At 72.3% G+C, this 26,950-nt stretch carries 25 protein-coding genes; 15 read left to right on the top strand and 10 right to left on the bottom strand.

Features of this window, described 5'->3' with window-relative positions; all coding sequences use genetic code 11:
• Positions 1–2: 2 nt before the first annotated feature.
• The 3 genes from ACIP5W_RS22345 to ACIP5W_RS22335 are packed head-to-tail and all read right to left on the bottom strand — an operon-like array spanning position 3 to position 2,570.
• Complete coding sequence (locus tag ACIP5W_RS22345) at positions 3–761, bottom strand: energy-coupling factor ABC transporter ATP-binding protein (protein ID WP_401476206.1); 759 nt, start codon at positions 759–761, stop codon at positions 3–5.
• Positions 749–1,510 (bottom strand): cobalt ECF transporter T component CbiQ, encoded by a 762-nt coding sequence (gene cbiQ / locus ACIP5W_RS22340; RefSeq protein WP_401476204.1) that lies wholly within the window; start codon positions 1,508–1,510, stop codon positions 749–751. The genes ACIP5W_RS22345 and cbiQ overlap by 13 nt, the downstream gene beginning before the upstream one ends.
• A 1-nt stretch (position 1,511) precedes the next feature.
• Positions 1,512–2,570: an energy-coupling factor ABC transporter permease gene (locus tag ACIP5W_RS22335; protein ID WP_401476201.1), complete on the bottom strand. Its 1,059-nt coding sequence runs from the start codon at positions 2,568–2,570 to the stop codon at positions 1,512–1,514.
• A gap of 195 nt (positions 2,571–2,765) precedes the next feature.
• Here ACIP5W_RS22335 and ACIP5W_RS22330 point away from each other — a divergent pair, with 195 nt between their 5' ends.
• Positions 2,766–3,131, top strand: coding sequence for an SsgA family sporulation/cell division regulator (locus ACIP5W_RS22330; protein ID WP_401476198.1), 366 nt, complete (start codon positions 2,766–2,768; stop codon positions 3,129–3,131).
• A gap of 75 nt (positions 3,132–3,206) precedes the next feature.
• On the opposite strand, the gene ACIP5W_RS22325 is transcribed toward ACIP5W_RS22330, so the two are convergent.
• The 3 genes from ACIP5W_RS22325 to ACIP5W_RS22315 form a co-directional block, all read right to left on the bottom strand.
• Positions 3,207–4,871 (bottom strand): penicillin-binding transpeptidase domain-containing protein, encoded by a 1,665-nt coding sequence (locus ACIP5W_RS22325; RefSeq protein WP_401476195.1) that lies wholly within the window; start codon positions 4,869–4,871, stop codon positions 3,207–3,209.
• Positions 4,872–5,141: 270 nt separating this feature from the next.
• A complete protein-coding gene (locus ACIP5W_RS22320; RefSeq protein WP_401476192.1) occupies positions 5,142–6,773 on the bottom strand; it encodes a penicillin-binding transpeptidase domain-containing protein in 1,632 nt (543 codons plus the stop codon).
• A gap of 110 nt (positions 6,774–6,883) precedes the next feature.
• Positions 6,884–8,635, bottom strand: a complete 1,752-nt coding sequence (locus ACIP5W_RS22315; protein ID WP_401476189.1) for a dolichyl-phosphate-mannose--protein mannosyltransferase — start codon at positions 8,633–8,635, stop codon at positions 6,884–6,886.
• Positions 8,636–8,763: 128 nt separating this feature from the next.
• Between ACIP5W_RS22315 and rsmI the strand changes: the two genes are divergently transcribed.
• The 6 genes from rsmI to ACIP5W_RS22285 all read left to right on the top strand — a co-directional run bounded on the left by rsmI (position 8,764) and on the right by ACIP5W_RS22285 (position 14,733).
• Positions 8,764–9,621: a 16S rRNA (cytidine(1402)-2'-O)-methyltransferase gene (rsmI, locus tag ACIP5W_RS22310; RefSeq protein WP_401476186.1), complete on the top strand. Its 858-nt coding sequence runs from the start codon at positions 8,764–8,766 to the stop codon at positions 9,619–9,621.
• A gap of 218 nt (positions 9,622–9,839) precedes the next feature.
• Positions 9,840–10,262 carry a hypothetical protein gene (locus ACIP5W_RS22305; protein ID WP_401476183.1) on the top strand — a complete coding sequence of 141 codons (423 nt, stop codon included), beginning with the start codon at positions 9,840–9,842 and terminating at the stop codon, positions 10,260–10,262.
• A gap of 49 nt (positions 10,263–10,311) precedes the next feature.
• Positions 10,312–11,190, top strand: a complete 879-nt coding sequence (locus ACIP5W_RS22300) for a TatD family hydrolase (RefSeq protein WP_401476180.1) — start codon at positions 10,312–10,314, stop codon at positions 11,188–11,190.
• A 128-nt stretch (positions 11,191–11,318) separates the two neighbouring features.
• The gene (locus ACIP5W_RS22295) at positions 11,319–12,788 is read left to right on the top strand and encodes a ubiquitin-like domain-containing protein (protein ID WP_401476177.1); all 1,470 of its coding nucleotides are present in this window, start codon (positions 11,319–11,321) and stop codon (positions 12,786–12,788) included.
• Positions 12,789–12,946: 158 nt separating this feature from the next.
• Entirely contained in the window at positions 12,947–13,843 is an 897-nt protein-coding gene (gene rsmA / locus ACIP5W_RS22290; RefSeq protein WP_401476174.1) for a 16S rRNA (adenine(1518)-N(6)/adenine(1519)-N(6))-dimethyltransferase RsmA, read from the top strand.
• The gene (locus ACIP5W_RS22285; RefSeq protein WP_401476171.1) at positions 13,840–14,733 is read left to right on the top strand and encodes a 4-(cytidine 5'-diphospho)-2-C-methyl-D-erythritol kinase; all 894 of its coding nucleotides are present in this window, start codon (positions 13,840–13,842) and stop codon (positions 14,731–14,733) included. Before rsmA ends, ACIP5W_RS22285 begins: the two co-directional genes overlap by 4 nt.
• Positions 14,734–14,745: 12 nt before the next feature.
• Here the strand turns inward: ACIP5W_RS22285 and ACIP5W_RS22280 are convergent, their stop codons facing one another.
• Positions 14,746–15,351: a Uma2 family endonuclease gene (locus ACIP5W_RS22280; RefSeq protein WP_401476168.1), complete on the bottom strand. Its 606-nt coding sequence runs from the start codon at positions 15,349–15,351 to the stop codon at positions 14,746–14,748.
• 145 nt (positions 15,352–15,496) lie between these two features.
• Between ACIP5W_RS22280 and ACIP5W_RS22275 the strand changes: the two genes are divergently transcribed.
• The 7 genes from ACIP5W_RS22275 (at position 15,497) to ACIP5W_RS22245 (ending at position 24,187) form a co-directional block, all read left to right on the top strand.
• Positions 15,497–17,302, top strand: coding sequence for an ABC-F family ATP-binding cassette domain-containing protein (locus ACIP5W_RS22275; RefSeq protein WP_401476165.1), 1,806 nt, complete (start codon positions 15,497–15,499; stop codon positions 17,300–17,302).
• A gap of 325 nt (positions 17,303–17,627) precedes the next feature.
• Positions 17,628–19,454 carry a PQQ-binding-like beta-propeller repeat protein gene (locus tag ACIP5W_RS22270; protein WP_401476163.1) on the top strand — a complete coding sequence of 609 codons (1,827 nt, stop codon included), beginning with the start codon at positions 17,628–17,630 and terminating at the stop codon, positions 19,452–19,454.
• 172 nt (positions 19,455–19,626) lie between these two features.
• Entirely contained in the window at positions 19,627–21,828 is a 2,202-nt protein-coding gene (locus tag ACIP5W_RS22265; RefSeq protein WP_401476160.1) for a PQQ-binding-like beta-propeller repeat protein, read from the top strand.
• A gap of 286 nt (positions 21,829–22,114) precedes the next feature.
• Entirely contained in the window at positions 22,115–22,822 is a 708-nt protein-coding gene (locus ACIP5W_RS22260; RefSeq protein ID WP_401476157.1) for a LuxR C-terminal-related transcriptional regulator, read from the top strand.
• 26 nt (positions 22,823–22,848) lie between these two features.
• On the top strand, positions 22,849–23,310 hold the full coding sequence (locus tag ACIP5W_RS22255) for a GNAT family N-acetyltransferase (RefSeq protein WP_401476526.1): 462 nt from the start codon (positions 22,849–22,851) through the stop codon (positions 23,308–23,310).
• A 206-nt stretch (positions 23,311–23,516) separates the two neighbouring features.
• Positions 23,517–23,864, top strand: coding sequence for a hypothetical protein (locus ACIP5W_RS22250; protein ID WP_401476154.1), 348 nt, complete (start codon positions 23,517–23,519; stop codon positions 23,862–23,864).
• Entirely contained in the window at positions 23,861–24,187 is a 327-nt protein-coding gene (locus ACIP5W_RS22245) for a hypothetical protein (RefSeq protein ID WP_401476151.1), read from the top strand. The genes ACIP5W_RS22250 and ACIP5W_RS22245 overlap by 4 nt, the downstream gene beginning before the upstream one ends.
• A gap of 489 nt (positions 24,188–24,676) precedes the next feature.
• On the opposite strand, the gene ACIP5W_RS22240 is transcribed toward ACIP5W_RS22245, so the two are convergent.
• The 3 genes from ACIP5W_RS22240 to ACIP5W_RS22230 all read right to left on the bottom strand — a co-directional run bounded on the left by ACIP5W_RS22240 (position 24,677) and on the right by ACIP5W_RS22230 (position 26,317).
• A complete protein-coding gene (locus ACIP5W_RS22240) occupies positions 24,677–25,138 on the bottom strand; it encodes a pyridoxamine 5'-phosphate oxidase family protein (RefSeq protein ID WP_401476148.1) in 462 nt (153 codons plus the stop codon).
• A gap of 108 nt (positions 25,139–25,246) precedes the next feature.
• On the bottom strand, positions 25,247–25,456 hold the full coding sequence (locus ACIP5W_RS22235; RefSeq protein ID WP_401476145.1) for a DUF397 domain-containing protein: 210 nt from the start codon (positions 25,454–25,456) through the stop codon (positions 25,247–25,249).
• A 9-nt stretch (positions 25,457–25,465) separates the two neighbouring features.
• A complete protein-coding gene (locus ACIP5W_RS22230; protein ID WP_401476142.1) occupies positions 25,466–26,317 on the bottom strand; it encodes a helix-turn-helix domain-containing protein in 852 nt (283 codons plus the stop codon).
• Between the two features lie 198 nt (positions 26,318–26,515).
• On the opposite strand from ACIP5W_RS22230, the gene ACIP5W_RS22225 reads away from it, so the two are divergent.
• Positions 26,516–26,929, top strand: coding sequence for an ATP-binding protein (locus tag ACIP5W_RS22225; protein WP_401476139.1), 414 nt, complete (start codon positions 26,516–26,518; stop codon positions 26,927–26,929).
• Positions 26,930–26,950: the final 21 nt, after the last annotated feature.

Here is a 26,950-nt window from a genome sequence, read left to right as displayed (position 1 = left end):
CGTCACGCTCCCATTGTCACGGAGCGCGGGTCGAATCCGAACGGCAGCTCCAGACGGTGCGCCCGCATCAGCGCGTCGTCGGCGAGCAGTTCGCCCGTGCGCCCGTCCGCCGCGATGACGCCCTCGCTGAGGATCAGGGAGCGCGGGCACAGCTCCAGGGCGTACGGCAGGTCGTGCGTGACCATCAGGACCGTCACGTCGAGGGAGCGCAGGATGTCGGCGAGTTCGCGGCGGGAGGCCGGGTCGAGGTTGGAGGACGGCTCGTCCAGGACGAGGATCTCCGGCTCCATCGCCAGCACGGTCGCGACGGCGACCCGGCGGCGCTGCCCGAAGGACAGGTGGTGCGGCGGACGCTCCTTGAAGCCGGCCATGCCGACCTGCGCGAGCGCCCGGTCCACGCGTTCCTCCAGCTCCGCGCCCTTCAGCCCGGCCGCCGCGGGCCCGAACGCCACGTCCTCGCGCACGGTCGGCATGAACAGCTGGTCGTCGGGGTCCTGGAAGACGATGCCGACCTTGCGCCGGATCTCGGCCATGTGCCGCTTGCCGACGGGCAGCCCGGCCACCGTCACCGTGCCGGCGCCGCCGGTCAGGATGCCGTTGAGGTGCAGCACTAGGGTGGTCTTGCCGGCGCCGTTCGGCCCGAGCAGCGCCACCCGCTCCCCGCGCGCGATCGAGAAGTCCACGCCGAACAGGGCCTGGTGGCCGTCGGGGTAGGCGAAGGCGAGGCCCGAGACCTCGAGGGAAGCAGTCACAGGGTCCATCCCAGCACGCAGACGACGAGGGCGGCCAGCGGCAGGGTCAGGGCGTACGACCACTGCGTGCGCGAGGCGGTCACCTCGTCGATCACCGGCATGGCACCGGCGTACCCCCTGCTGATCATGGCCAGGTGCACGCGCTCCCCGCGTTCGTAGGAGCGGATGAACAGGGCGCCCGCGGACTTCGCGAGGACGCCCCAGTGCCGGACGCCGCTCGCCTCGAACCCGCGGGACTCCCGCGCGATCCGCATGCGGCGCATCTCGTCCGTGATGACGTCGCCGTAGCGGATCATGAAGGAGGCGATCTGCACGAGCAGCGGCGGCAGCTTCAGGCGCTGGAGGCCGAGGAGGAGTTCGCGCAGTTCGGTGGTGGAGGCCAGCAGGACCGAGGCGGCCACGCCGAGGGTGCCCTTGGCGAGCACGTTCCAGGCGCCCCAGAGCCCGTCGACGCTGAGGGACAGCCCCAGGACGTCCACCCGCTCGCCCTCGGCCACGAACGGCATCAGCACGGCGAACGTGACGAACGGCACCTCGATCAGCAGCCGTTTCAGCAGGAAGCCGGCCGGGACGCGCGCCCGGAACGCGACGACGCCGAGCAGGACGGCGTACAGGCCGAACGCCCACACCGCCTCGCGCGGCGTCGAGACCACGACCACGACGAACGCGAACGTGGCGGCGAGCTTGGTGTGCGGCGGCAGGGCGTGCACCGGCGAGTGCCCGTGCCGGTAGAGCCGGTGGGCGTGCCCGGCGCCCATGTCAGACGTTCTCGACGGCGGTCGGGGACGCGTCGGCGCCGCGCCGGCGGCGTACCGCCCAGAACACGGTGCTGCCCGCGACGACGGTCGCACCGACGCCGATGACGCCCGCGAGTCCGCCGGACAGCCGGGCGTCGTCGACGTCCTCGACGCCGTAGTCGGCGAGGGGGGAGTCCGCGGCGGCGTGCTCCTCGGTCCTGTCGTCGATGCCCTTGTCGGCGGCGACCTTCTCCAGGCCGTCCGGGGCCGAGGAGGCGTAGAAGCTGACGAAGCCGGCGAGGACGAGGGAGGTGACCAGGCCGGTCACCCACAGCGTGCGGCGGGAGGCGCGCGCCGCGACGGGCGCCGTGCGCGCCCCCTCGGCGGCGGGCACGTCCACGAGTTCGCCGTGCACCCGCAGCTGGAGCCGCTGGCGCAGCCCGCGCGCCCCGTACACGAGATCCGGCCGTACGGCGATGACGGCGCCGACCGTCAGCGCGGTGATCGCGGCCTCACCGACGCCGATCAGCACGTGCACGCCGACCATCGCGGTGGCCACCTTGCCGATCGCCACGTCGGTGGTGCCGCCGACCGCGTACACCAGCGTGAAGGCGAGGGCCGCCGCCGGCACGGACAGCAGCGCGGCGGCGAAGGAGGCGACCGTGACGGAACGGCGGGTGCGCGGCAGGACCTTCAGCAGTCCGCGGAAGACGGCGTAGGCCACCACCGTCGTCACGACCGCCATGTCGGTGATGTTCACGCCGAGCGCGGTCAGGCCGCCGTCGGCGAAGAGGATGCCCTGCATCAGCAGGACGACCGACACGCACAGGACCCCGGTGAAGGGGCCCACGAGTATCGCCGCGAGGGCACCGCCGAGCAGATGGCCGCTTGTTCCGGCCGCGACGGGGAAGTTGAGCATCTGTACGGCGAAGATGAAGGCGGCCACCAGGCCGGCCAGCGGTGCCGTGCGTTCGTCGAGTTCGCGGCGCGCCCCTCGCAGGCTCACGGCGATGGCGCCCGCGGCGACGACTCCGGTCACGGCGGAGGTCGGGGCGTTGATGAATCCGTCGGGTACGTGCACCGTTCGATGATAGTGGCTTAATGCGAATAGGTTGCAAGAGCGAGGGAGTCCTGCTGTGGGACACACGGTGAAGTTCGTGTATCGCACATGTGAGATGCGCCCGGCCCGCCGGGCGGGGCCCGGAAAATGTGCGACATTGGAAAAGGGGTGGACGCACAGATTCCGCACAGGTCACGCAGAGTGAGAGGGCGGCAGATGTCTGTAGTCGAGCAGTACGCGCGAGCCCACATCGTCACGGACGCGGACCTGACCGAGGAGGAACGGAGCGCCGTTCCCGTCGCCCTGCACTACGACCCCGACGACGACCCGCGCACCGTCCGTGTCGGACTCCCCGGCGGCCGTGAGTGGAGCATCGCCCGCACTCTGCTGGAACAGGGCCTGCGCACCCCGGCCGGCAGCGGAGAGGTCCGCGTCTGGCCCTGTGGGCGTGTCCAGGCCATCGTCGAGTTCCACTCCGCGCAGGGCGTCTCGGTCGTGCAGTTCGAGTCCAAGGAACTGCTGCGCTTCCTGCGCCGCACCTACACGGCGGCGAGCGCGGCGGGCCGGCAACTGACCCGCTAGCCGCCCGGCCCGGCCCGGCTCGGCCGTTCCGGCTTGGCTCGGCCGTTCCGGCTCGGCTCGCCCGTTCCGTCCGTCCTAGGCGCCCGCCTTCAGCAGTGCCGCCACGATCGGTCCCGCCGACTCGCTGCCGTGACCGCCCTTCTGCACCACGCCCGCCGCCGCGAGGTCGCCGCGGTAGGCCGTGAACCAGCCGTTGGGCTGCTTCTGCCCGTCGACCTCGGCGGAGCCCGTCTTGGCGCCGTAGTCCGGGCCGAGCCCGGCCATCGCTTTGGCCGCCGTGCCGTGCGCGGCCGTGTAGTTCATCAGCTCCCGCAACTGCGACAGCGTGTCCGCGGACATCGTGCGCGAGGCCTTGGCCAGGCTGCGGCCGTCGACCGACGGGGCGACCAGGTACGGCTGGTGGAAGGTGCCCGACTTCACGGTGGCCGCCACCGACGCCATGTTCAGCGGGTTCATCCGCACCCCGCCCTGGCCGATCAGCTCCGCCGCCTTCTGGGCCGCCTTCTGGACCGGCACCGAGCCGTCGAAGGTCGGCACGCCGATCGCCCAGTCGTTCGACGACAGGCCGAAGACCTGCTGGGCCTGCTTGGTCAGGCTGTCGTCGTCGAGCTTGCCCGCCTGGCTGATGAAGGCCGTGTTGCATGAGCGCGCGAAGCTCGCCTTGAAGGAGCCGCCCTTGATCTCGAACTTGTCGTCGTTCTGGAACTTCCAGCCGCCGTAGCTGAAGTACTTCGGGCACGGATGCGCCTTGTTCGCCGACGCCAGGCCCTTCTCGATGAGCAGCGAGGAGGTGATGACCTTCATGGTGGAGCCGGGCGCCAGCGAGCCCTGGAACGCCGTGTTGAAGTTGGGGTTGCTGTTGGCCACGGCCAGGATCTCGCCGGTGGAGGCGCGGGTCACCACGACCGACGCCCGCGCGGCGCTCGCGACCTGCTTCTCGGCGGCGGCCTGGAGGGACGGGCTCAGTGTCGTCCTCACGGTGCCGGGGGTGCCCTCGCTCAGCTCCAGCAGCGTCTTGTCGGAGGCCTTCCCGGCCTTCGACGCCTTGCCGCGGACCACCCGCAGCTCGACCCCCGCCGTGCCGCCGGCCTTCTTGCCGTACTTCTCGCGCAGTCCGTCCAGGACGGTGCCCAGGGACGGGTACTTCTTCGCGGTCAGCTCACCCCCGTCCCGGTCGAGCGCCTTGACCGGCGGATCGCCCGCCTCGCCGGTCACCAGGGTGTCCCCGTCGGCCAGGTCGGGGTGGACCACGGACGCGTGCCAGTCGACGAGCGGCTTGCCGTCCTTCGCCCGCCGCACCACGGTCAGCGCGCTGTCGTACGCCACCGGCTTCGCGGTCTTGCCGAAGGTGACCGTGCCCTTCACGGCGAAGGGGACCTTGACGCCGGCGCGCGGGCCGGCCGTGAGGGTGGCGCCGGTGATGCGGGCGTCCTTGGTCCAGCCGGTGAGCAGGGCGGTGGCGGCCGCCGGATCGTCGGTGGCCGCGGCGGCCTCGGCGACCTCGCCCTGCTGCCAGGCCGACAGGAACGCCCTGGCGGCGGTGGTGACCTCGGTCGCCGACAGCGGACCGGTCGGGACCTTTGGTTTCCTCGCCGCCGCCGAACCGTCCTGGGCCGCAGCTCCGCCGCCGTACAGTGCGTAGCCGCCGAGACCCGCGCCTGCGACGACGACGGCGATCACGCCGCCGACCACGGCCGGCCGCTTGCTCCGTCGCTCGGCGACGCGCCTTCTCTTGCCCACAGCCCGCGATCCTCCGTGCTCTACGGGGGGCCGCCTCGCCCCACTGTCCCCGCTGGACTCTCCCGCCGGGTGGGTCGCCCCACCGACGGTGCGAGTCCTCCCCACCGGCACCAACGACGGCGCCCAGCCTAGGGCCTCTCGTCGGGACCGGGCCGGATCAGGGAGCGGGGTCCGGCCTGGTCCCGACGAAAGACCCTGGGGTCCCCGCCCGCGGGGTGACGCCACACGTGTGGCGTCACGTGTGGCGTCACCCACGCCGTACGGGTGTCCTCAGGTGCCCGACCGCAGTACGGCCGCGACGATCGGTCCGGCCGCGTCGGTGCCGTGACCGCCGTCCTGGACCATCGCCGCGGCGGCGACGTCGCCCCGGTAGCCGGTGAACCAGCTGTCGGAACTCGCCTTCCCGTCGACCTCCGCCGAACCCGTCTTCGCGCCGATCCGGCCGCTCAGACCGGACATCACCCCGGCCGCCGTGCCGCTGGTCGCGGTGCGGTTCATCATGGCGCGCAACTGCTCCACGGTGCCGGCCGGCAGTCCGCGCGCGTGGGCGAGTTCGCGGCCGTCGAGGCTGCGCGGCACGATCACCGGCTGCCGGAAGGCGCCCGTCATCGCGGTCGCCGTCACCGACGCCATGTTCAGCGGGTTCATCTGGACCCGGCCCTGGCCGATCATGTCGGCCGCGGTGTCCGGGCCGCCGGAGGCCGGGACGGACCCGTCGAAGGAGGGGACGCCGGTCTTCCAGTCGAGGCCGATCCCGAAACGGTTCCGGGCCTCGTCGGTCAGGGAGTCCACCTTCACCTCGTCCGCGTACTTCACGAAGGCGGTGTTGCAGGAGCGCGCGAAGCTCTCGGAGAGGGTCGCGTCCTCGTCCGGGGGCGTGTTCTTGATGTTGTGGAAGGTCTGGCTCTGCCAGGTCGCCTCGGCCGGGCAGGGCGCCGGGCCGGTCGCGGTGGTGATGCCGTTGTCGATGAGGGCGGCCGCGCTGATGATCTTCATGGTGGAGCCGGGCGCCACCTGCCCCAGGAAGGCCGCGTTCCAGCCGTCGTTGCGGTTGTTGGCGACCGCCAGCACCTCGCCGCTGCTCGGCCGGACGGCCACCACCGACGACTCGGGGTACTTCAGGACCGCCTTCTCGGCGGCCGCCTGCGTGCTCGCCCTGAGCGTGGTGGGCAGCCGGCCCGCCCTGCCCTCGGCCAGCGTCAGCAGCGGCGTGTCCGCGGAGTCCGGGGCGGCGTGGCGGATCGCCAGTTCGACACCGGCCGTGCCGCCCGCCTTGTCGCCGTACTTGGCGCGCAGTTCGTTCAGCATCGGCCCGAGCGAGGGGTACTTCTCCTTCGTCAGCACCTTGCCGTCGCGGTCCACGGCCTCGATCGGCGGCGCCGCCGACTCGCCCGTGACCAGCGTGTCGTCCATGTCCCTGAGCTGCGGGTGCACGACCGACGGCTGCCAGTCCACCAGCGCCCTGCCGGTGGTCACCCCGCGCACGACGGTCAGCCGGCTGCCGTAGGCGAGCTGCTCGGACTTCCCGCCGTACGACACCGTGGCCTTCACCGTGAACGGCACGCTGCGCCCGGCCGGCGCGCCCGGGGTGATCCTCACACCGGTGATGTGCGCGGCCTGGCCGTAGGAGGTGAGCAGCGGCCCCGCCTTGCCGGCGTTGTTCGTGAGCGCCGCCGCGCTCGCCGCCTGCCCCTTCTCCCAGGCCGCGAAGAACGCGGCGCTGGTCTCCTTCACCTCGGCGGCGCTCGGCGGCCCGGTCTTCACGGGCTCCGGCCCGCTCGCGCCCGGTGCGCCGCCGTCACCGTCCAGCGCGTTCACGATGTTGAAGGCGCCGTACCCGGCCCCGCCCACCATGACGGCGAACACCGATCCGACGACCGCCGCCTTGGCCCCCTTGCGCATGACCGTCCTCCCCGTTGACCCGACAGGTCTTTCTGAACGCGTTCAGAAAGCTCCCCCAGGGGTCACAGTAAGCGGAAGAGAGCTCCACGGGACAGGAGTTGCCGCAATCGTTAGACCCACGTGTCCAACCACATACGTGAACGCCAGTCGTCGATCGGGATCGCGGTCCCCGTGTAGATCGGCCAGAAATAGATGAAGTTCCACGCGATCAGCAGCACCAGGACGCCCGCGCCCGTCGCGCCCACCACCCGCCGGGTGTCGCTCGACCCCGGCCGGCCGACGAGCGCCCCGGTCATCATCGCCACCGCCAGACACAGGAACGGCAGGAAGACGACGGCGTAGAAGAGGAAGATCGTGCGCTCCTGGTACAGGAACCACGGCAGGTACCCGGCCGCGATGCCGCACGCGATCGCGCCCGCCCGCCAGTCGCGGCGGAAGAACCAGCGCCACAGGACGAACAGCACCGCGAAACAGGCCGCCCACCACAGCATCGGCGTGCCGATCGCCAGCACCTCGCGCGCGCACTTCTTGCCCGCGTCCACCGGGCAGCCGTCCGTGCCGGGCGCCGGGGACTCGTAGAAGTACGACACCGGACGGCCCAGGACCAGCCAGCTCCACGGGTTCGACTGGTAGGTGTGCGGCGAGGTGAGGTGGGTGTGGAACTCGTAGACCTCGTGCTCGTAGTGCCACAGGCTGCGCAGCCAGTCCGGGAACAGCCAGGTCCAGCTGCCGCCCTTGCCGTCGGTCGCCGCCCAGTTGCGGTAGTAGCCGCCCGAGCCGCTGTCCGAGGAGAGGATCCAGCCCGTCCACGACACCAGGTAGGTGACCAGCGCGACCGGCACGGTCGCCAGGAACGCCAGGCCCGTGTCCCGCTTCAGCACCACCCGGTACGGGTGCCGGGCCCCGGCCACCCGGCGTGCGGCGACGTCCCACAACACCGTCATCAGGCAGAACGCGACCATGATGTACAGGCCGTTCCACTTCGTGCCGATCGCCAGCCCCAGCATCACGCCCGCCGCCCAGCGCCACGGGCGCAGGCCCAGGCGGGTGGTCTCGGCGACGTGCGCGTCCGGACGGCAGCGGCCGTCGGCGTCCGTCGGCAGCGCGGCCGCCAGCCTCGCGCGCGCCCGGTCCCGGTCGACCACCAGACAGCCGAACGTGGCCAGCACGAAGAACATCAGCACCCCGTCGAGCAGCGCGGTGCGGCTCATCACGAAGTGCAGCCCGTCCACCGCCATCAGCGCGCCCGCCAGACAGCCCAGGAACGTGGAGCGGAACAGGCGGCGCCCGATCCGGCACAGCAGGAGGACGGACAGGGTCCCCAGCAGCGCCGTCATGAACCGCCAGCCGAACGGATCGAACCCGAAGACCAGTTCGCCCAGCCCGATGACGTACTTGCCGACCGGGGGATGCACGACGTACGCCGCGTCCGTCGGGATCGTGACGTGGCCGCCGCTGTTCAGGATGACGTCGTTGGCGTTCTTGTCCCAGTTGACCTCGAAGCCGCGGTGGACGAGCGCCCACGCGTCCTTGGCGTAGTACGTCTCGTCGAATATCACCTTCCTCGGGCTGCCCAGGTTCCAGAACCGCAGCACGCCCGCCACCAGCGTGACCAGCAGCGGACCCAGCCAGCCCGACCAGCGGGTGATCCGGCCCGCGAGCCCGGCCGGCACTCCGAGCGCCTGCCAGAGCCGCGGGCCCGGCTCGGCGAACGGCGGCACCAGCCGTTCCCGGACGTCGCCGTCCGACGCCGCCGCGTAGCCGAACCGGCGCAGCCGCGACTGCCACCCCGGCCGCCGGTCCTGCGGTGCCTGGTCCTGCCGGTAGTCCGTGGAGTCCGTGGAGGACGCGGTACTGGTCACCGCGCCATCGTAGGGAACGGGGCTGTGGGAGTCCCGTGCATGGGCCTGTTCGACCGGCCACGCCGGGCTCCGGGCGATCCGGCCCGGCCGGTCGGACAGGGCCCCTCGCCCCCTGCGAGGATGGAAACGTGACAGTCGCACCCGGAACCCTGGTCCTTGCCGGCACGCCCATCGGGGACATCGCGGACGCCCCGCCCCGGCTCGCGGAGGAGTTGGCCGGCGCCGACGTCATCGCCGCCGAGGACACCCGCCGGCTGCGCCGGCTCACGCAGGCGCTGGGCGTGACGCCCAAGGGGCGCGTCGTCTCCTACTTCGAGGGCAACGAGTCCGCCCGCACCCCCGAGCTGGTCGACCACCTCCTCGGCGGCGCCCGCGTCCTCCTCGTCACCGACGCCGGCATGCCGTCCGTCTCCGACCCCGGCTACCGGCTGGTCGCCGCGGCCGTCGAGAAGGACGTCCGGGTCACCGCCGTACCCGGCCCGTCCGCCGTCCTCACCGCGCTCGCGCTGTCCGGCCTGCCCGTCGACCGCTTCTGCTTCGAGGGCTTCCTGCCGCGCAAGGCGGGGGAGCGGCTGTCCCGGCTGCGCGAGGTCGCCGAGGAGCGCCGCACCCTCGTCTACTTCGAGGCCCCGCACCGGCTCGACGACACCCTCGCCGCGATGGCCGAGGTGTTCGGCACCGACCGGCGCGCCGCCGTCTGCCGCGAACTGACCAAGACGTACGAGGAGGTCCGGCGCGGCCCGCTCGGTGAGCTGGCGCAATGGGCGGCGGAGGGGGTGCGCGGCGAGATCACCGTCGTCGTGACCGGCGCGCCCGAGCGCGGCCCCGGCGAACTCGACGCGGCGGAACTGGTCCGGCGGGTGCGGGTGCGCGAGGAGGCCGGCGAGCGGCGCAAGGAGGCGATCGCGGCGGTGGCCGCGGAGGCCGGGGTGCCCAAGCGGGAGGTCTTCGACGCGGTCGTCGCGGCCAAGAACGCCGCGGGATGAGAAGCCTCCCGGGCCGCCCGGCGGGAGGTATGCCCAGCAGGCGGTAAAGAAGTGTCGCCGACGGCAAAGCCCACGAGTCGCCCCCCGTCCCGCTTCGGCAAGGAACGCCCAAAACGGGCCCAACACTCGACAGGTCGGCTGCGCCCGCCCCGGCGGAGCGGTCCACTGGACGGCAGGGACGCATCCGTCCCGGCTTCCAGCGGACCAGAGGAGCCTGCATGAGCGAGACCAGCGGGATCGACGGGATCACCGGGCGGAGCGGCGGCCCGCGCGCGGCGATCCCCGTCGTGCACGAGTCGTACTCCTTCGCCTGCATGCGCTGCGGGCACGGCTGGGAACAGTCGTACGAGATCGAGCACCACACGGACGCGGAAGGCAACGAGTCCGTCCGGTACGTGGCGAACGGACGCCCGGTGCCGTCCCCGCTGAGCCGCCCCGCCTGCCACAACTGCGACGGGCACCTCCTGCGCATCATGCGGGCCGGCCAGGTCTCCTCCGTGCTCGGCGCGGTCCGCCCCCGTCCGGCGCCGGCGGCCGGCCCGGCGGAGGCGCCGGTGGCCGCAGGCCCCGGGGAAACCCGCCGGCAGCACCACTGGCACCTGTCCGACCTCCTGCACCCCTTCCAGCGCCGGGCCAGCTGAGCCGGCCGGCGGCCGACGGCCGGGCGTGCCCCTTCCGTAGGATCGGGGCATGCCTTCGAACGCCGACAAGAACGCGGCGCCGCCGCTCCCGGCCCCCCTGCGGGTACCGGTCGCCGACTCCCACACCCACCTCGACATGCAGTCCGGCACGGTCGAGGAGGGCCTCGCGAAGGCCGCGTCGGTCGGCGTGACGACGGTCGTCCAGGTCGGCTGCGACGTCGCCGGCTCCCGCTGGGCGGCCGAGACGGCGGCGGCGCACGACAGCGTCCACGCGGCGGTCGCCCTGCACCCCAACGAGGCGCCCCGCATCGTCCACGGAGATGCCGACGGCTGGTCGCGGCAGGGGGCGCGCGCGGCCGGCGGCGCCGGGGCGCTCGACGAGGCGCTCGCCGAGATCGACCGCCTCGCCGCGCTCCCCGAGGTCAAGGGCGTCGGAGAGACCGGCCTGGACCACTTCCGCACCGGCCCCGAGGGCAAGGACGCGCAGGAGCATTCCTTCCGCGCCCACATCGAGATCGCCAAACGGCACGGCAAGGCCCTCGTCATCCACGACCGCGACGCCCACGCGGACGTGCTGCGCGTGCTGAAGGAGGAGGGCGCCCCCGAGCGCACCGTCTTCCACTGCTACTCCGGCGACGCCGAGATGGCGGAGATCTGCGCCCGCGCCGGCTACTTCATGTCCTTCGCGGGCAACGTCACCTTCAAGAACGCCCAGCACCTGCGCGACGCCCTCGCCGTCGCCCCGCTTGAGCTGGTCCTCGTCGAGACCGACGCGCCCTTCCTCACCCCGGCGCCCTACCGCGGACGGCCCAACGCCCCCTACCTCGTGCCGGTCACGGTCCGCGCCATGGCGGCCGTCCGCGGCATCGACGAGGACACCCTGGCGGGCGCCCTGGCCGCCAACACGGCCCGCGCCTTCGGCTACTGACCCGCGGGCACCGCATCCGAACACCACCCTGGGTAGCCGCGTCGCTTTGGAGAGTGACGGCCGCTCCGCTAGGTTCTGGGGGCCCGATCCGGACTCCTTCGGACCCAGGACCCCTGGAGCGTGTCTGCGTGAGCAACGTGCACCACCCACGCAACGCGTACGGCGCCGACGGCACGTACGTCGACGTCCACAACGCCGAGACCCTCACCCACGGGGTGTACGCGGCCCCCTGGGAGCAGGGCGCCGGCGGCACCCCCGACGGCACCCCCGGCGGCACCCCCGGCGGTCATGGGACGCCGGAGGCCCTCCAGGACACCTACCGGCCCGCCTACGAGCCGGCGGCGCCCACGGTGCCCGCGTTGCCCGCGGTGCCGCCGGAGGCGTCCGGGCCGGCGCTGCCGCGCCGGACGGACGGAGCGCGGTACGCCGGCGGCACCGGCACGGGGCGCGCCGCACGCCGGCGCAGGACGCGCGACGCCGAGCGCGCGGACTCCCCGATGCGCCGGCTGCTGCCCCTGCTCCCCCTGGTGCCGCAGGCGCTGGTCGTCGCCTTCCTCGCGGGCGGCACCACCGCCTTCGTCGCCAAGGACAAGGCGATCGAGCTGACCGTCGACGGCAGGCCGCGCACCCTGCACACCTTCGCCGACGACGTGGGCGAGCTGCTGGCGGAGGAGGGCGTGCGGGTCGGGGCGCACGACATGGTGGCGCCCTCCCTCGGCACGGCCCTCGACAGCGGCGACGAGATCGCCGTGCGCCACGGCCGCCCCCTCCGGCTCACGCTCGACGGCCATCGGCGCGAGGTGTGGACGACGGCCCGCACCGTGGAGGAGGCGCTCGGACAACTCGGCGTGCGGGCGGAGGGCGCCCACCTCTCCGTCTCCCGCTCCCGGCGCATCGGACGTGAGGGGCTGGCGCTGGACGTCCGTACCGAACGCGCCGTGACGGTCATGGCCGACGGCCGGGCCCGCACCGTCCGCACCAACGCGGCGACCGTGGGCGAGGCCGTCGAGGAGGCCGGCATCACCCTGCGCGGCCAGGACACCACGTCCGTCCCGCCCGGCAGCTTCCCGCGCGACGGCCAGACGATCACGGTCCTGCGGATCACCGGGGCGAGGGAGGTGCGGGAGGAGGCGATCCCGTTCCTGGTACGGCGCACCGACGACCCCGCGCTGTTCCGGGGCACCGAGGTGGTGGAGCGGGCCGGCCGGCCGGGGCTGCTGCGGGTCACCTACGCCCTGCGCACCGTCAACGGCGTCCGGCAGAAGCCGAGACGCATCCGGACCGAGATCGTGCGCGAGCCGCGCGCGCAGGTGGTCAAGGTCGGCACGAAGCCACGGCCGGCCTCCGTGCGGGGCGCCGACCACCTCGACTGGCAGGCGCTCGCGGCCTGCGAGTCGGGCGGCCGCGCCGACGCCGTGGACCCGTCCGGCACCTACGGCGGCCTCTACCAGTTCGACACCCGCACCTGGCACAGCCTCGGCGGCACCGGCCGCCCCCAGGACGCCCCCGCCGCCGAACAGACCTTCCGGGCGAAGAAGCTCTACATCCGCCGGGGCGCCGCCCCCTGGCCCCACTGCGGCACCCACCTCCAGAACTGACCCCCGGGCGGGCAGCGCCCCGCGCCCCCTCACCCACCGCCCTCACCCACCGCCCTCGCCGGACGCGTGCCGTCCAGCCGGGGCAGGCGCGGCCCGCCGCCGCGGCCCCCGGCCGGGGACCTGCAATCCGGCCCCCCGCACCCCCGTACCCTTGTCCCGTGACCAGCCCCACCCCCGACGCCCTCCTGGGCCCCGCCGACATCCGCGAGCTCGCGGCAGCCCTCGGCGTGCGGCCCACCAAGCAGCGCGGCCAGAACTTCGTGATCGACGCGAACACGGTCCGCCGTATCGTCCGCACCGCGCAGGTGCACCCCGAGGACGTGGTCGTCGAGGTGGGCCCGGGCCTCGGCTCCCTCACCCTCGCGCTGCTGGAGGTCGCCGACCGCGTCACGGCCGTGGAGATCGACGACGTCCTGGCGAGCGCCCTGCCCGCGACGATCACCGCCCGCATGCCGCTTCGCGCGGACCGCTTCGCGCTGGTGCACTCCGACGCCATGCACGTGACCGAACTGCCGGGCCCCGCCCCCACCGCCCTGGTGGCGAACCTGCCGTACAACGTCGCGGTGCCCGTGCTCCTGCACATGCTCGAGACCTTCCCGAGCATCGAGCGGACCCTCGTCATGGTCCAGTCGGAGGTCGCCGACCGCCTCGCCGCCGGACCCGGCTCGAAGGTGTACGGCGTCCCGTCCGTGAAGGCGAACTGGTACGCCGACGTCAAGCGGGCCGGCGCCATCGGGCGCAACGTCTTCTGGCCGGCGCCGAACGTGGACAGCGGGCTGGTCTCGCTGGTGCGACGGGCGGAGCCGATCAGGACCACGGCCTCCCGGCAGGAGGTCTTCGCCGTCGTCGACGCGGCCTTCGCCCAGCGCCGCAAGACCCTGCGGGCCGCGCTCGCCGGGTGGGCCGGGTCGGCGGCCGCCGCCGAGGCGGCCCTGGTCGCCGCCGGGGTGTCCCCGCAGGCGCGCGGAGAGGCCCTCACGGTCGAGGAGTTCGCCCGGATCGCCGAGAACAAGCAGGAGAACACCGCCGAGCACGAGCAGGAGAACACGGCGTGAGCGTCACCGTCCGCGTGCCCGCCAAGGTCAACGTCCAGCTCGCGGTGGGCGCCGCGCGCGCGGACGGCTTCCACGACCTGGCGAACGTCTTCCTGGCGGTCGGCCTGTACGACGAGGTCACCGTCACCCCGGCCGACGAGCTCCGCGTCACCTGCGAGGGCCCCGACGCCGCCCAGGTCCCGCTGGACCGCACCAACCTCGCCGCGCGCGCGGCGATCGCCCTCGCCGAGCGCCACGGCCGCACCCCGGACGTGCACCTGCACATCGCCAAGGACATCCCCGTCGCCGGCGGCATGGCGGGCGGCAGCGCGGACGGCGCGGGCGCCCTGCTGGCCTGCGACGCGCTCTGGGGCACCGGCGCCTCCCGCGGCGAACTGCTGGAGATCTGCGCCGAGCTGGGCAGCGACGTGCCGTTCAGCCTGGTGGGCGGGGCCGCCCTCGGCACCGGCCGCGGCGAGCGGCTGACGGCGCTGGAGACCGGCGGCACCTTCCACTGGGTGTTCGCGATGGCGGAGCGGGGACTGTCGACCCCGGCGGTCTTCCGCGAGTTCGACCGCCTCGTCGAAGGCCGCGACATCCCCGAGCCGGTCGCCTCACGCGACCTCCTCGACGCCCTCGCGAAGGGCGACGCGGACGCGCTCGCGGCCAACGTCTCCAACGACCTCCAGCCCGCCGCCCTCTCCCTCTTCCCCGAACTCGCGGACACCCTCGCGGCGGGGGAGGCGGCCGGCGCGCTCACCGGCCTCGTCTCGGGCTCGGGCCCCACCACCGCGTTCCTGGCGCGCGACACCGCCGCCGCGGAGCGGATCGCGCAGGCGCTGCGGACGTCCGGCACGTGCCGGAGCGTGCGCACGGCGTCGGGCCCGGCACCGGGGGCGACGGTGCTCTGAGCGGGACTCCGCTCAGAGCTCGTCGACGGCGGTCAGATCGATGGAGACGTCGTAGGGCTCGTCGACCTTGAGCCGGTCCCGGTGCATCCCCATGTGGACGTACGCCTTGGTGAGCGGGTCCAGTTCGTAGACGTGGACGACGGGCCTGCCGCCGGTCCCGCCCTGCTCGACGCGCCAGAAGTTCGGGATGCCGGCGGCGGCGTACTTCTGCGGCTTGGTCGTGCGGTCCCGGGACTCCGAGTCCGGCGAGACGACCTCCACGGCGAGGAGCACGTCCTCGGCGCGGTAGCCGGTCTCGTCCGGCCCGGTGACCGCGCCGGCGCGGATCACGCTGACGTCGGGTTCGGGGCCGTTGCGGTCGTCGAGGACGACGGTCATCTCGCGGCTGACCTTGAACGCGGCCGGCAGTCCGCCGCGCAGACCGGTGACCAGCAGGTCGATCACATCGGCGTGGAAAGCTCGCTGCGGACTCGCGAAGACCAGGCTCCCGTCGACCAGTTCGGTGTGCGGCGGGAGATCGGGCAGCGTGAACAGGTCGTCCACGGTGTAGCCGTCCTGCGGCGGCACCGGCCACTGGACGCGGTGCGGCACGGACTCGGCGGTCATGGTTCCTCCCATGGACGCGATCCTGCTGCCCGTCCTCCACGGTAGCGGCCCTTCCCCGATCACGTCATCACAAAGAGTGACCGAATCCTCGCTCCCCGTCCCCGGCCCCGCAGGCCCTAGGCTAGAAGGCTGACCGACCCCCATGCGCAGGAGAAAAATGGCCGTCAACCTGGTCAATGTCGAGAACGTCAGCAAGGTGTACGGCACCCGTGCGCTGCTCGACGGTGTCTCGCTCGGCGTCTCCGAAGGGGACCGGATCGGGGTCGTGGGCCGCAACGGCGACGGCAAGACCACCCTGATCCGCATGCTCGCCAAGCTGGAGGAGGCCGACACCGGGCGGGTCACCCACTCCGGCGGGCTGCGCCTGGGCGTCCTCACCCAGCACGACTCCCTCGACCCGGCCGCGACCGTGCGGCACGAGGTCATCCGGGACATGGCCGACCACGAGTGGGCCGGCAACGCCAAGATCCGCGACGTCCTGACGGGCCTGTTCGGCGGGCTCGACCTGCCCGGCTTCCCGCAGGGCCTGGACACCGTCATCGGGCCGCTCTCCGGCGGCGAGCGGCGCCGCATCGCGCTCGCCAAGCTGCTGATCGACGAGCAGGACCTGATCGTCCTCGACGAGCCGACCAACCACCTCGACGTCGAGGGAATCGCCTGGCTCGCCCGGCACCTGCGCGAGCGCCGCTCCGCGCTCGTCTGCGTCACCCACGACCGCTGGTTCCTCGACCAGGTCTGCACCCGCATGTGGGACGTGCAGCGCGGCGCCGTCCACGAGTACGAGGGCGGCTACTCCGACTACGTCTTCGCGCGCGCCGAGCGCGAGCGGATCGCCGCCACCGAGGAGGCCAAGCGGCAGAACCTGGTCCGCAAGGAGCTGGCCTGGCTGCGGCGCGGCGCCCCCGCGCGCACGTCCAAGCCGCGCTTCCGGGTCGAGGCCGCCAACGAGCTGATCGCCGACGTGCCGCCGCCCCGGGACAGCAGCGAGCTGATGAAGTTCGCCTCGTCACGGCTCGGCAAAACCGTCTTCGAGCTGGAGGACGTGACCGTCCAGGCAGGCCCCAAGGTGCTGCTGAAGCACGTCACCTGGCAGCTCGGCCCCGGCGACCGCATCGGCCTGGTCGGCGTCAACGGCGCCGGGAAGACGTCCCTGCTGCGCGCCCTGGCCGACGCCGCCCGCACCGGGGGCGAGGCCCAGCCGGCCGGCGGGAAGGTCGTCGTCGGCCGCACCGTCAAGCTCGCCTACCTCTCCCAGGAGGTCGGCGAACTCGACCCGAACCTGCGGGTCCTGGAGGCCGTCCAGCAGGTGCGTGAGCGCGTCGACCTCGGCAAGGGCCGCGAGATGACCGCCGGGCAGCTGTGCGAGACGTTCGGCTTCGGCAAGGAGAAGCAGTGGACGCCGGTCGGGGACCTGTCCGGCGGTGAGCGCCGCCGCCTGCAGATCCTGCGGCTGCTGATGGACGAGCCCAACGTCCTCTTCCTCGACGAGCCCACCAACGACCTCGACATCGAGACCCTCACCCAGCTGGAGGACCTCCTCGACGGCTGGCCCGGCTCGATGATCGTCATCTCCCACGACCGCTTCTTCGTCGAGCGCACCACGGACCGCGTCTTCGCCCTCCTCGGCGACTCCGCACTGCGCATGCTCCCGCGCGGCATCGACGAGTACCTGGAACGCCGCCTGCGGATGGAGGAGGCCGCTGCCGCCGCCGTGCCCGCCGCACAGCAGAAGGCGGCACCGGAGCGCAGCGCCGCCGACCAGCGCGCCGCCAAGAAGGAACTCCAGAAGATCGAGCGCCAGTTGGACAAGGTCTCCGAGAAGGAGGCCAAGCTGCACGCCCGGATCGCCGACAACGCCACCGACTTCGCGAAGGTCGCCGAACTGGACGCCGAACTGCGCACCCTGGCCGGTGAGCGCGAGGAACTCGAGATGCGCTGGCTGGAGTTGGCCGAGGACGCGTGAACCGACCGACGTGGCCGAAACGCGCGCACGGGGAGCCGGTGAATCCGCGGGCAGGCGGCGGACGTACGGGGCGGGCACGGCCACGCGACCCCGTGTGCGGTGACGGCGCGCGGTGGCGGCGCGCGCGCCGCGTGAAGGGGGCGTGAAGGCGCATAACGGCGGTATCACGGCCCGGTCCTCCCTTGGGAACAGGGGCGGACGCGGGCCCCTTCGCCGTCGGCCCCGGGTGATAGAAAGGGCCGTCCGGGACTTTCCGAGCACGAGTCCGGGCCCGTCACGAGCCTCAGGGCGTGGCTAAAAATCAGTGAGCGAGGGGGAGACGCTGATGACTCAGCCGCCCAACCAGCAGCCGCCGCAGGGCGGTTTCGGAGCACCGCAGGACCAGCCGCCCCAGCCGCCGCAGGGCGGCTTCGGCGCGCCGCAGATGCCGGCCCAGCCGCCGCAGGGCCCGCCCGCCCAGCCGCCGCAGGCCCCGCAGCCCGGTTACGGCTACCCGCAGCAGCCCCCGCAGCCGGGGCCGTACGCCCAGCCGAGCGGCCCTTACGGCGCACCGGCCGCACCGGGGCCGTACGGGCAGCCGCCGCAGCCGGGGCCGTACGGACAGCCGACCGCACCGGGGCCGTACGGACAGCCGGCCGGTCCCTACGGGCAGCAGCCCGGCCACGGCTACCCGGCGCCCCAGTTCCCCGGCGCCCCCGGCACTCCGCAGCCCGGTTCCCGCAACCCCTTCAAGGGCAAGCCCGCCCTGGCCGTCGGCGCCGCGGTGGCCGCGCTGCTGGTGATCGGCGGGACGGTGTTCGCGGTCACCAGCGGTGACGACGGCGGCGGCGAGAAGAAGCCGGTCGCCGGGCCCAGCGACGACGGCAAGCCGTCGGCGAGCGAGAGCCCCGTCAACCCCGGTGACGGCAGCGGCGACGGCGGCGAGGACCCCGAGGACTTCAACGCCGACCGCAAGTCCGGCGAGGCCAAGGTGCTCTGGTACAAGGAGGCGCCCGACGCGCCCGCCTCCGGCGCCGACGCCCCCGGCATGTGGATCACCTCCAAGACCGCGGTGAAGGCCGCCTATAAGGAGGTCGTCGGCTACGGCGTCGGTGACGGCAAGCCCGCCTGGGACACCATCGCCCTGCCGCAGAAGATCTGCGCGGTCACCCCGCGCAAGACGGCCACCGACAAGGTCGTCGTCGCGTACATGAACGGCACCAGCGACCGCGCCAAGTGCAACCAGCTCCAGCAGATCGACCTCGATACCGGGGCCAAGGGCTGGACGGGGACGGTTCCCGACGGCGCGCTGTTCGACAGCGCCATCACCATCGAGCTGTCCGTCGCGGGCAACACGCTGATGGTGGGCCGCTCGCAGTCGGGCACCGCGTACGACGTGAACACCGGCAAGAAGCTGTGGGAGAAGAAGAAGTACGGCGACGCCTGCTTCCCGACCGCGTTCGCGGGCGGCGCCAAGCTGATCTCCGTGGCCTCGTGCGACGCGACCAAGGCCGGCGAGCACGACGAGCTGCAGGAACTGGACCCGGCGACCGGCAAGGTCAGGTGGACCCAGAAGTTCGACAAGGGCTGGACGGTCGCACGCGTCTACTCCCTGGACCCGCTCGTCGTCTACAGCACCAACAAGGACAAGAACGCCTGGAACATCTCGACGCTCAAGCCGGACGGCACGTTCCGTTCGCAGGTCGGCGTCGACGAGGACTTCGCCCCCGAGTGCGGCTGGGCGATCCTCCAGCGCAACCTGACCGGCTGCAAGGGCACGGCCGCCGACGCCGACACCCTCTACCTGCCGACCAAGGCGACCACCGGGGCCAACGAGATCGTCGCGATCGACCTCGCCACCGGCAAGGAGAAGTGGCGGGTGAAGTCCCCCACGGACGAGTCGATGCTGCCGGTGACCGTCGAGGGCGGCAACCTCGTCGCCTACATCGAGCCGTCGTACGCCGCCGCCGGGCGGGTCGTGTCGATCCCCACCGCCGGTGCCACGCACACGCCGTCGACGCTGCTCCAGCTGCCGGAGAGCACGAGCCGGCTCGAGAACAGTTTCTTCTCCCGCGACCTCGCCTGGGCGGACGGCCGCTTCTACCTCTCCACCACCCGGCTGGCGGGCAACGACGACTCGAAGGAGAAGCTGATGCTCGCCTACGGCAAGTGAGGCGGGCGAACCCGGCCGTGGCGGTCCGCCACGGCCGGGCGGCCGGGCCGCCACCCCGGGCCGCACGGCCCGGAGCGCGCGGCCCTCTCGCCGTCGCCCGTCCACCCCGCGTCCGCGAGGTCCCGTACTCCCGTCCCCGTTTTTCCCCGCGTCACCCCGAGGTACCCACACCATGACCCAGCCGCCGCCTCCGCCCCCGAACCAGCCGCCCCAGGGCACCCCCGAGGACCAGCCCCCGCAGCAGCAGGGCACCTCCGGCGCACCCCAGGACACCCCGCCGAAGGACACCCCGCCTCAGGACGCGGCTCCTTCGCAGGGCACCCCCGCGGCTCCCGAGGAGCCGCAGCCGCAGGACGCCCCGCCCCCGCCGCAGGACGCTTCCGGTGCGCCCGCACCGCAGCCTCCGGCCCCGGCGGCATCCCAGATCCCGCCGCCCGAGGCATCCCAGCCCTCGGCCCCCGCGGCCCCGGCGGCTCCGCCCGCGGGCCCGCAGCTCAGCAAGTCCCCGCAGGCCGGGGCCGGTTACGGTTACCCCGGCCGGCCTCCGCAGGCCCCTGCGGGCCCGCCCCAGTCCCCGGCCGGCCCCGGCTACGGTTATCCGCAGGCGGCCCCGCCCGTCCAGCCGCCCCAGCCCCCGGCGGGCCCCGGCTACGGCTACCCCGGCCAGCCGGCTCAGCCGGGCCAGCCGAACCCGTACGCCCAGCAGCCCCCCGCCCCCTACGCCCCGCAGGCCCCCTACGGCCAGCAGGCGCCGTACGGCCAGCAGCCGGGCTACGGCTACCCGGGGCAGCCCGGTCAGCCGGCCACGCAGGGCTACCCGAACCCGCACGGCTACCCGACGCAGCCGGCCTACCCGGGCTACCCCGGCCGGCCCACCGTGCCGATGCAGGCGCCGCCCGCCGGGGGCGGCCGCAAGGTCAACGCCCAGGTCGCGATCATTGTCTCGGCCGTCGTCGCGATCGCGCTGATCATCGGCGGCGGCGTCTGGTACGCGAACTCCGGCGGCAAGAAGGACGACACCGCGAGCACCGCCGGTACGACCGGCGGAGGCGGCGAGGGCGGTGACGGCAAGGGCGGCGCCGACGGCGGCACGACGTCGGCCGGCGGCACCGAGAAGGTGCCCGGCGACCCGGCCTCCGAGGTCCTCTTCCAGATCCCGTCGCCCGCCGTCGCCAAGGACGACAGCGTCGTCGTCAGCGGCTCCTGGCTGACCGAGAAGGCGTACGTGAAGTCGGGCGTCGCCGAGATCGTCGGCTACGACCCCGACAAGGGCACGAAGCTCTGGACGATCAAGCTGCCCGGCCCGGTGTGCACGGCCAGCCGCAAGACCACGACGGACGGGAAGACCGCGGTGGTCTTCCAGCCGAAGATGCCCGCCAAGGACTCCTCCGCCGGGTGCAGCGAGGTCGCCGCGATCGACCTCGACGCGGGCAAGCAGCTGTGGCACAAGAACGTCACGGTCGGCGACTACCCGGTCACCTTCGACAACGTCACCGTCAGCGCGAACACCGTCGCCCTGGGCGCCACCGAGGGCGGAAGCGCCTTCGACATCACCACCGGCAAGCTGCTGTGGTCCCCCAAGGCGGCCGACACCTGCTACGACGCCGGCTACGGCGGCGGCGCGAAGCTGGTCGCGGTGCGCAAGTGCGGCAAGTACGACGCACGCGAACTGCACATCCAGACCATCGACCCGGCCACCGGGAAGGTGCTCTCGGAGTACAGGATGGCGACCGGCATCGAGTACGCGAGCGTCGTGTCGACCGACCCGCTGGTGGTGGCCGCCGACGTCGGCGACAGCGCCCAGGACGGCAGCGGCATCTCGGACTTCTTCTCCATCGACAACAAGACCGGCAAGCTGCTGACCAGGATCTCCGCGCCGGGCGAGCAGTTCGCGGCCCGCTGCGACGGCATCACCGAGATGGAGAAGTGCTCCGGCATCGCGGTCGGCCCGAACCGGCTCTACCTGCCGACGGAGGAGCACGACGGCACCGGAGAGTACAGCCGGACCAACGAGGTCGTCGCCTTCGACCTGACCACCGGCAAGCAGACCGGCCAGCGCGCCGACGCCGGCGACGGCTACGTCCTGACCCCGCTGCGCACGGACGGCGAGAACGTCATCGCGTACAAGCGTCCGCCGTACGACGAGGGCGGCCAGGTCGTCAGCATCGACGGCGGCACGTTCAAGCAGACCACGCTGCTCCAGAACCCGTCGACAAAGGCGGTGCGGGACGCGGAGAGCAGGATGCTGCCCGAGTACTCCGAGATCATCTACTCGCAGGGCCACCTGTACATGGCCGCGGTGTACGCGGACGACTCCGGCTCCGGCTCCGATGACAAGGACTACCTGGCGCTGGCGTTCGGCGCGACCGGCTGATCGTCCCGCAGCCGCCGTGACGGCCCCGTCCCCGTTTTTTGGGGGCGGGGCCGTACGCGTACCGCTCGACACCCCCGCATACGGGGAACTTCGACGATCCGGGGCCCTTCTCGCCGGTAGGGGGGCGAGGCGTCGAACAAGCGTGTAGCTTCCGGGGGCATGATGACGGGGTGCCGGGGGGCACCTTCTGTCTGTCCGCGCGTGCCTGTCGGCACGTGTGCCGGTACTGGCTTTGCCTGTGTGCCCGTGTGGGCATTCAAGGGGGGACTGGGGGTGGGGTTGCTCGATGGGAGTGCGGCTGATGGTGGTCGACGACCACCGACTGCTCGCCGAGGCGCTGGCCTCGGCGCTGAAACTGCGGGGGCACCGGGTGCTCGCCGCGACGGCGCCCGCCGCGGGCGCGGCGGAACTGGTGATCACCCGGGCGCCCGAGGTGTGCCTGCTGGGCACGGCGACCCCGGACGGGCCGGGCTTCTTCGACCCGGTCGTCCGCATCAAGCGGGAACGGCCCCAGGTGGCCGTCCTGGTCCTGGGCCCGGTGCCGAACCCGCGCGGCATCGCGGCGGCCTTCGCCGCGGGCGCCTCCGGCTACGTACGCCATGACGAGCGCATCGAGGGAGTGGAACGGGCGATCATGAAGGCGCGGTCGGGGGAGGCGGCGGTGGCCCCCCAGCTCCTGCAGGACGCCTTCAGCGAGCTGCTCGACCCCGCGGCCCAGCCCGACGACGAGGGGCAGCGACTCCTCCAGCTCCTGACCCCGCGCGAGGTGGAGGTCCTGGTCCGCGTCGCCGACGGCGAGGACACCCGCCTGATCGCCGCCGGCATGGGCATCGCCCCCTCCACGGCCCGCACCCACGTCCAGCGCGTCCTGATGAAACTGGAGGTGGGCTCACGGCTGGAGGCGGCGGCCCTGGCGGCCCGCACGGGCCTGCTGGACCGCGCGGGGCCGCTGACGCGGGGGCTCGTCGGCGGCGGGGAGGCGGGGCCGGAGTGATCGTAGGAACAGACCGGGAGACCTGGATGGACGTACTGCTCAGGCCCGCACGGGCGGCGGAAGCCGGCATGCTCACCGACTTGGCACTGCGGTCCAAGGCGCACTGGGGCTATGACGCCGAGTTCCTGGAAGCGTGTCGCGACGAGCTCACCGTCGCCGCGAACGAGGTCACACTCCGACGAACCACGGTGGCTGACGGAGACGGCCACATCCTGGGCTTCACGACTCTTGAAGGAGAACCGCCCACGGGCGTCCTGGGCATGATGTTCGTCGATCCGCGGGCCATCGGCCGGGGAATCGGCCGCCTGCTGTTCGAGCACACCGTCGCCGCCGGACGGGACCTGGGGTTCACCCGGATCACGATCGACGCCGACCCGAATGCCGAGCCCTTCTACCGCGCGATGGGCGCAGTCCGTACAGGAAGCATTCCCTCGGGCTCCATCGCCGGCAGGGTGCTGCCGCGGATGGTCGTCGCCGTCCGGGCCTGAAGCAGGGCTGAGGACTTCGGTCAAGGCCGTGATCCTCCGTTCCGGCGACACGGTGGCCAGTCTCAGAGGTGTACCGGCCGTCCCGGCGAGGGCGACGTGGGTAACTCCTTCGAGGGGCGCTCGCGCATGCTTCTCGACGGAGCCGACGACCGGGCTAAGGTCATACGTACGGCGCGATGATGGAGCACGAAGGAGGCATCCCGGTCATGACCGCCCATGCCGCAGAACCCGTACCGGCCGTCCCGCCCATGCCCGAGCGGACTCCGAAGGCGTTGCGCGAGGCCATCGCCCAGCACGCACCACAGCTGCTCGCCGACTTCGACGAGCACTGGAAGTGGGCCGTCGCGGACGCGTACGACATCAGCACCGTGCCCGCGTTCATGGCCAGGTGGTGGGGCGAGTACGCGATCGCCCGTGACGCGAGGCTCGATGCCCTGGTGAGGGACCTCGAACACCGGGCGGCCGATTCCACCGACCTCGCCGAGGCCAAGACGCTCCTCGAAGAGGTCTCCCACCTCCGCCACGAGGCGCAAAGGCTGGAGCCCGGTCGGTGACCGATCCAGGGTTCATGGGCCCGCCCTGGCAGATGGACTGGACCCTCAAGGCCCAGACGGCCCGTGATGTGCTGCCGGAGCGCGTGCGGAAGATGGTCGACGCGGCGCGCGCGGAGATGGTCACCGCGGCCGACCCCTACTACCGGGGCATCGATGCCGACGCACACCTTCCCGACGACATGAAGGTCCGGCCGGTCCGCTCCAGCGATCCGAAGGGCTCTCGCCTCTTCTTCTTCGACCACGGGCATGGCTGGCTCAGGTACACATTCGTGCGGCGGGTGGAGGACCCGCAGATCATCGTCGAAGAGATCTTCTGGCAGTGACCCGGCACGGATGCCGGGCCACGAACGGCAGCCGAGACCTGAATCATCCACCGGCAGATGCCGAAGATCTCCGACTCGGTCCGGACCCCGTTCATCGAGACCGGCGGCGAGACGCACGGAGGGCCCCGGCCACCACGCTTGTTACGGCCAGTCGGAGCCGCGCTCTCCGCCCGGCGCGCCGCTGACCGTGGTCCTGCGGGATCACCACAGCTCCCGTACGACTCGCTCTCCTGCCGTTGACCGGCTGACCAGCGCCTTTCGCTCCCGCTTCGTCGGCAGACCTCCGCGGAGGTCGAAGGTGACCGGCCGGTGAGGCATGGGGGATGACAGGGTGCCGAGGATTCGGCGACTGTCCTCTTTTGTCCGGAAAACGATTCTGCTCGACCGTGCAGAACGCGGGTATGGGGTTCGGCACCAGATCTGCCTCAGCTGACGGGAGCCTCCCTGGGGAGCTGGTCCCTTTTCCGCTCGGACCGAGAGGGACGGCTGTCATCCCAGCCACATCCCGTCGCGCATGATGACTCTGCCGCGCAGTTCCGGCTCGCCGCGCCAAGCGCGCACGCTCTTCGGCGCCACGCGTACATACAGAAAGGAGCCCTCCTCCGCCCGTGGGTCCCACCCGAACTTGGCGGCGAACGCCTCTGCCGCGCCTCCGGGCACATCCTGGTCCAGGAAGCACTCCGCCTCACCCTGGAGAAGCACCACGTCGAAGGTGTCAGGCAGCGCCAGGCGCACGCGCGGCTCCTCGCGGACGTTCCGCGCGGTCGCGGAAGTGGCACTGGTGCACATCCACACGGCTCGCCCGTCCCACAAGAACCACAGCGGCACCTGGTGCGGCCCGTGATCGGGGTGTGCTGTCGACACCCATACGTCCCGCTCGGTGACGAGCCGCCCCAGAACGTTGTGCTTACGCTCCGCCGTCTGACGACGGACGATTCCCGTGGTCTTCATGAGGCCCGACCCTAGCCAGCACGTACGAAGCGTGCCTGAGGCGCAGGACCTACTCCCGACGACTGATGGACTGCTCGGATTTTGGCTCGGGGCGGCCGACTTCGGCGCTCAGCTGGTCGTGCTGCGCCGACGGTCGCGCCCCGTGCGTATGCCTTCCAGGAGATACGCGAGAGCGCCGGGGCTGGTGGTGAGGGTGACGGCGGGGGTGTCGCTCTCGCGGAGGTGAACCGCTCCTGGGGAGGCGGAGAGTTCGACGCAGTCGTTGCCTTCGCCGCCGCCGGAGAAGGACGACTTCTTCCATATGAGGCGGGTGGTCATGGCTGCTCCTCACAGTTCCTTGGTGAGCCGGTGGATCAGATCGCGCGATTGTTCGGGACCGAGTGACGCGGCTTTAACCCTACGGAACAGCTTCCGGAAGTGCTCCAGTTGGGCTGCGGAGTCGATGAACGCGGTCCCGTGCGGAGCGTCGCGTACGACGGTGTCCAAGTGCGGCACCGCTCCACCGAGGTAGACCATGGCGCTCCCGGCACCGGCGAAGTCGTCCAGACCGAACGGGACGACGCGGACGGTGATGTGCTCCGCCTCGGACAGTTCCAGGACGCGTGCCAGTTGGGCGCGGTAGGCGGCCCGGCCGGCCACCCTGATGCGGAGCGCCGCTTCGTGGATCACGGTCTCGTAGGGAATCGGATCGGGGCGCTCGACGACGGTCTTCCGTCTCATTCGGTGGCTCACCCGGTGCTCCACCTCGCTCTGAGGGAACTCGGGGTTCATGTAGGAGAACAGGGCGCGTGCATAGGCCTCCGTCTGGAAGAGGCCGGGCACATGGATGACTGCCACGTCGTGGCGGAACGTTGCATGGTGGTCGAGTTCGGAGAGGTCCAGGTAGGCGGCAGGGAGGACACCTCGGTACTCCTCCCACCAGCCGCGTGTCCGGTCGGTGGCCATGTCGACCAGTGCATCGATCAACTCGGTTTCCGAGCAGGCGTAATTGGCCGCAAGTCGACGGAGGCGTTCCTCGCTGACGCCCGCCACGCCGGACTCGATCTGACTCATCTGGACCGAACTCACTCCCAGCATGGCCGCGGCTTCGGTCGCTTTCAGGCCTGCGGCATCCCGAAGTCTGCGCAGCTCGGCCCCGAGACGTGCCTGTCGGGCCGTGGGGTGGCGTCGGGTTGCCATGTACAAGTCCTCAACTTGTTCGCCGGGGTGACTCGTTCGGGCGTCAGATTACGGGAAGACTTGCATGGTCATAAATTTCAGACCTACCGTGAGTGGCGCGAACATCGCTCTGCGGAAGCGCACCGCTCCGTCCTGCCACGACGGTCGCGGCACTGCCACCGCGCCCTCACCCGCCCTCCTCCCACCCGGAGTTGACGTATGCCCGAAAGCACCCTCGATCCCTGGGAGTACTCCCTCCACATCCCCAATGACGTCAGGGCCGTCCCGGTCTGCCGCCGCACCCTGCGTCTGATCCTGACCGTGCACGGGCTGATCGGCATGGTGGACACCGCGGAGCTGATCGCCTCGGAGCTGGTCTCCAACGCCGTCCTGCACACCAAGGGTCCGGCGGCCCTGCGGATCCGCTGGGCGCAGGGGGTGCTGCGGGTGGGTGTGTGGGATGCGGATCCGGAGCCGCCCGACCCGCCGCGCGAGGTGGCGGACCTGGCGGACGCCGAGAACGGCAGGGGGACGGCGCTGGTGCGGGCCTGCGCGCAGGTGTGGGGCTGGCATCCGCTGTCCCGCTTCGGTCACCGGGGCAAGTTCGTGTGGTGTGACGTGCCGGCGGCATAGCTCGTTGATCTCATCGGACAG

The sequence above is a fragment of the Streptomyces sp. NPDC088766 genome (genome assembly GCF_044750845.1).
In the GTDB taxonomy this organism is placed as follows: Bacteria; Actinomycetota; Actinomycetes; order Streptomycetales; family Streptomycetaceae; genus Streptomyces.
Note: the sequence above shows the minus strand (reverse complement) of the source record. Positions and strands in the feature narration are given on the sequence as shown.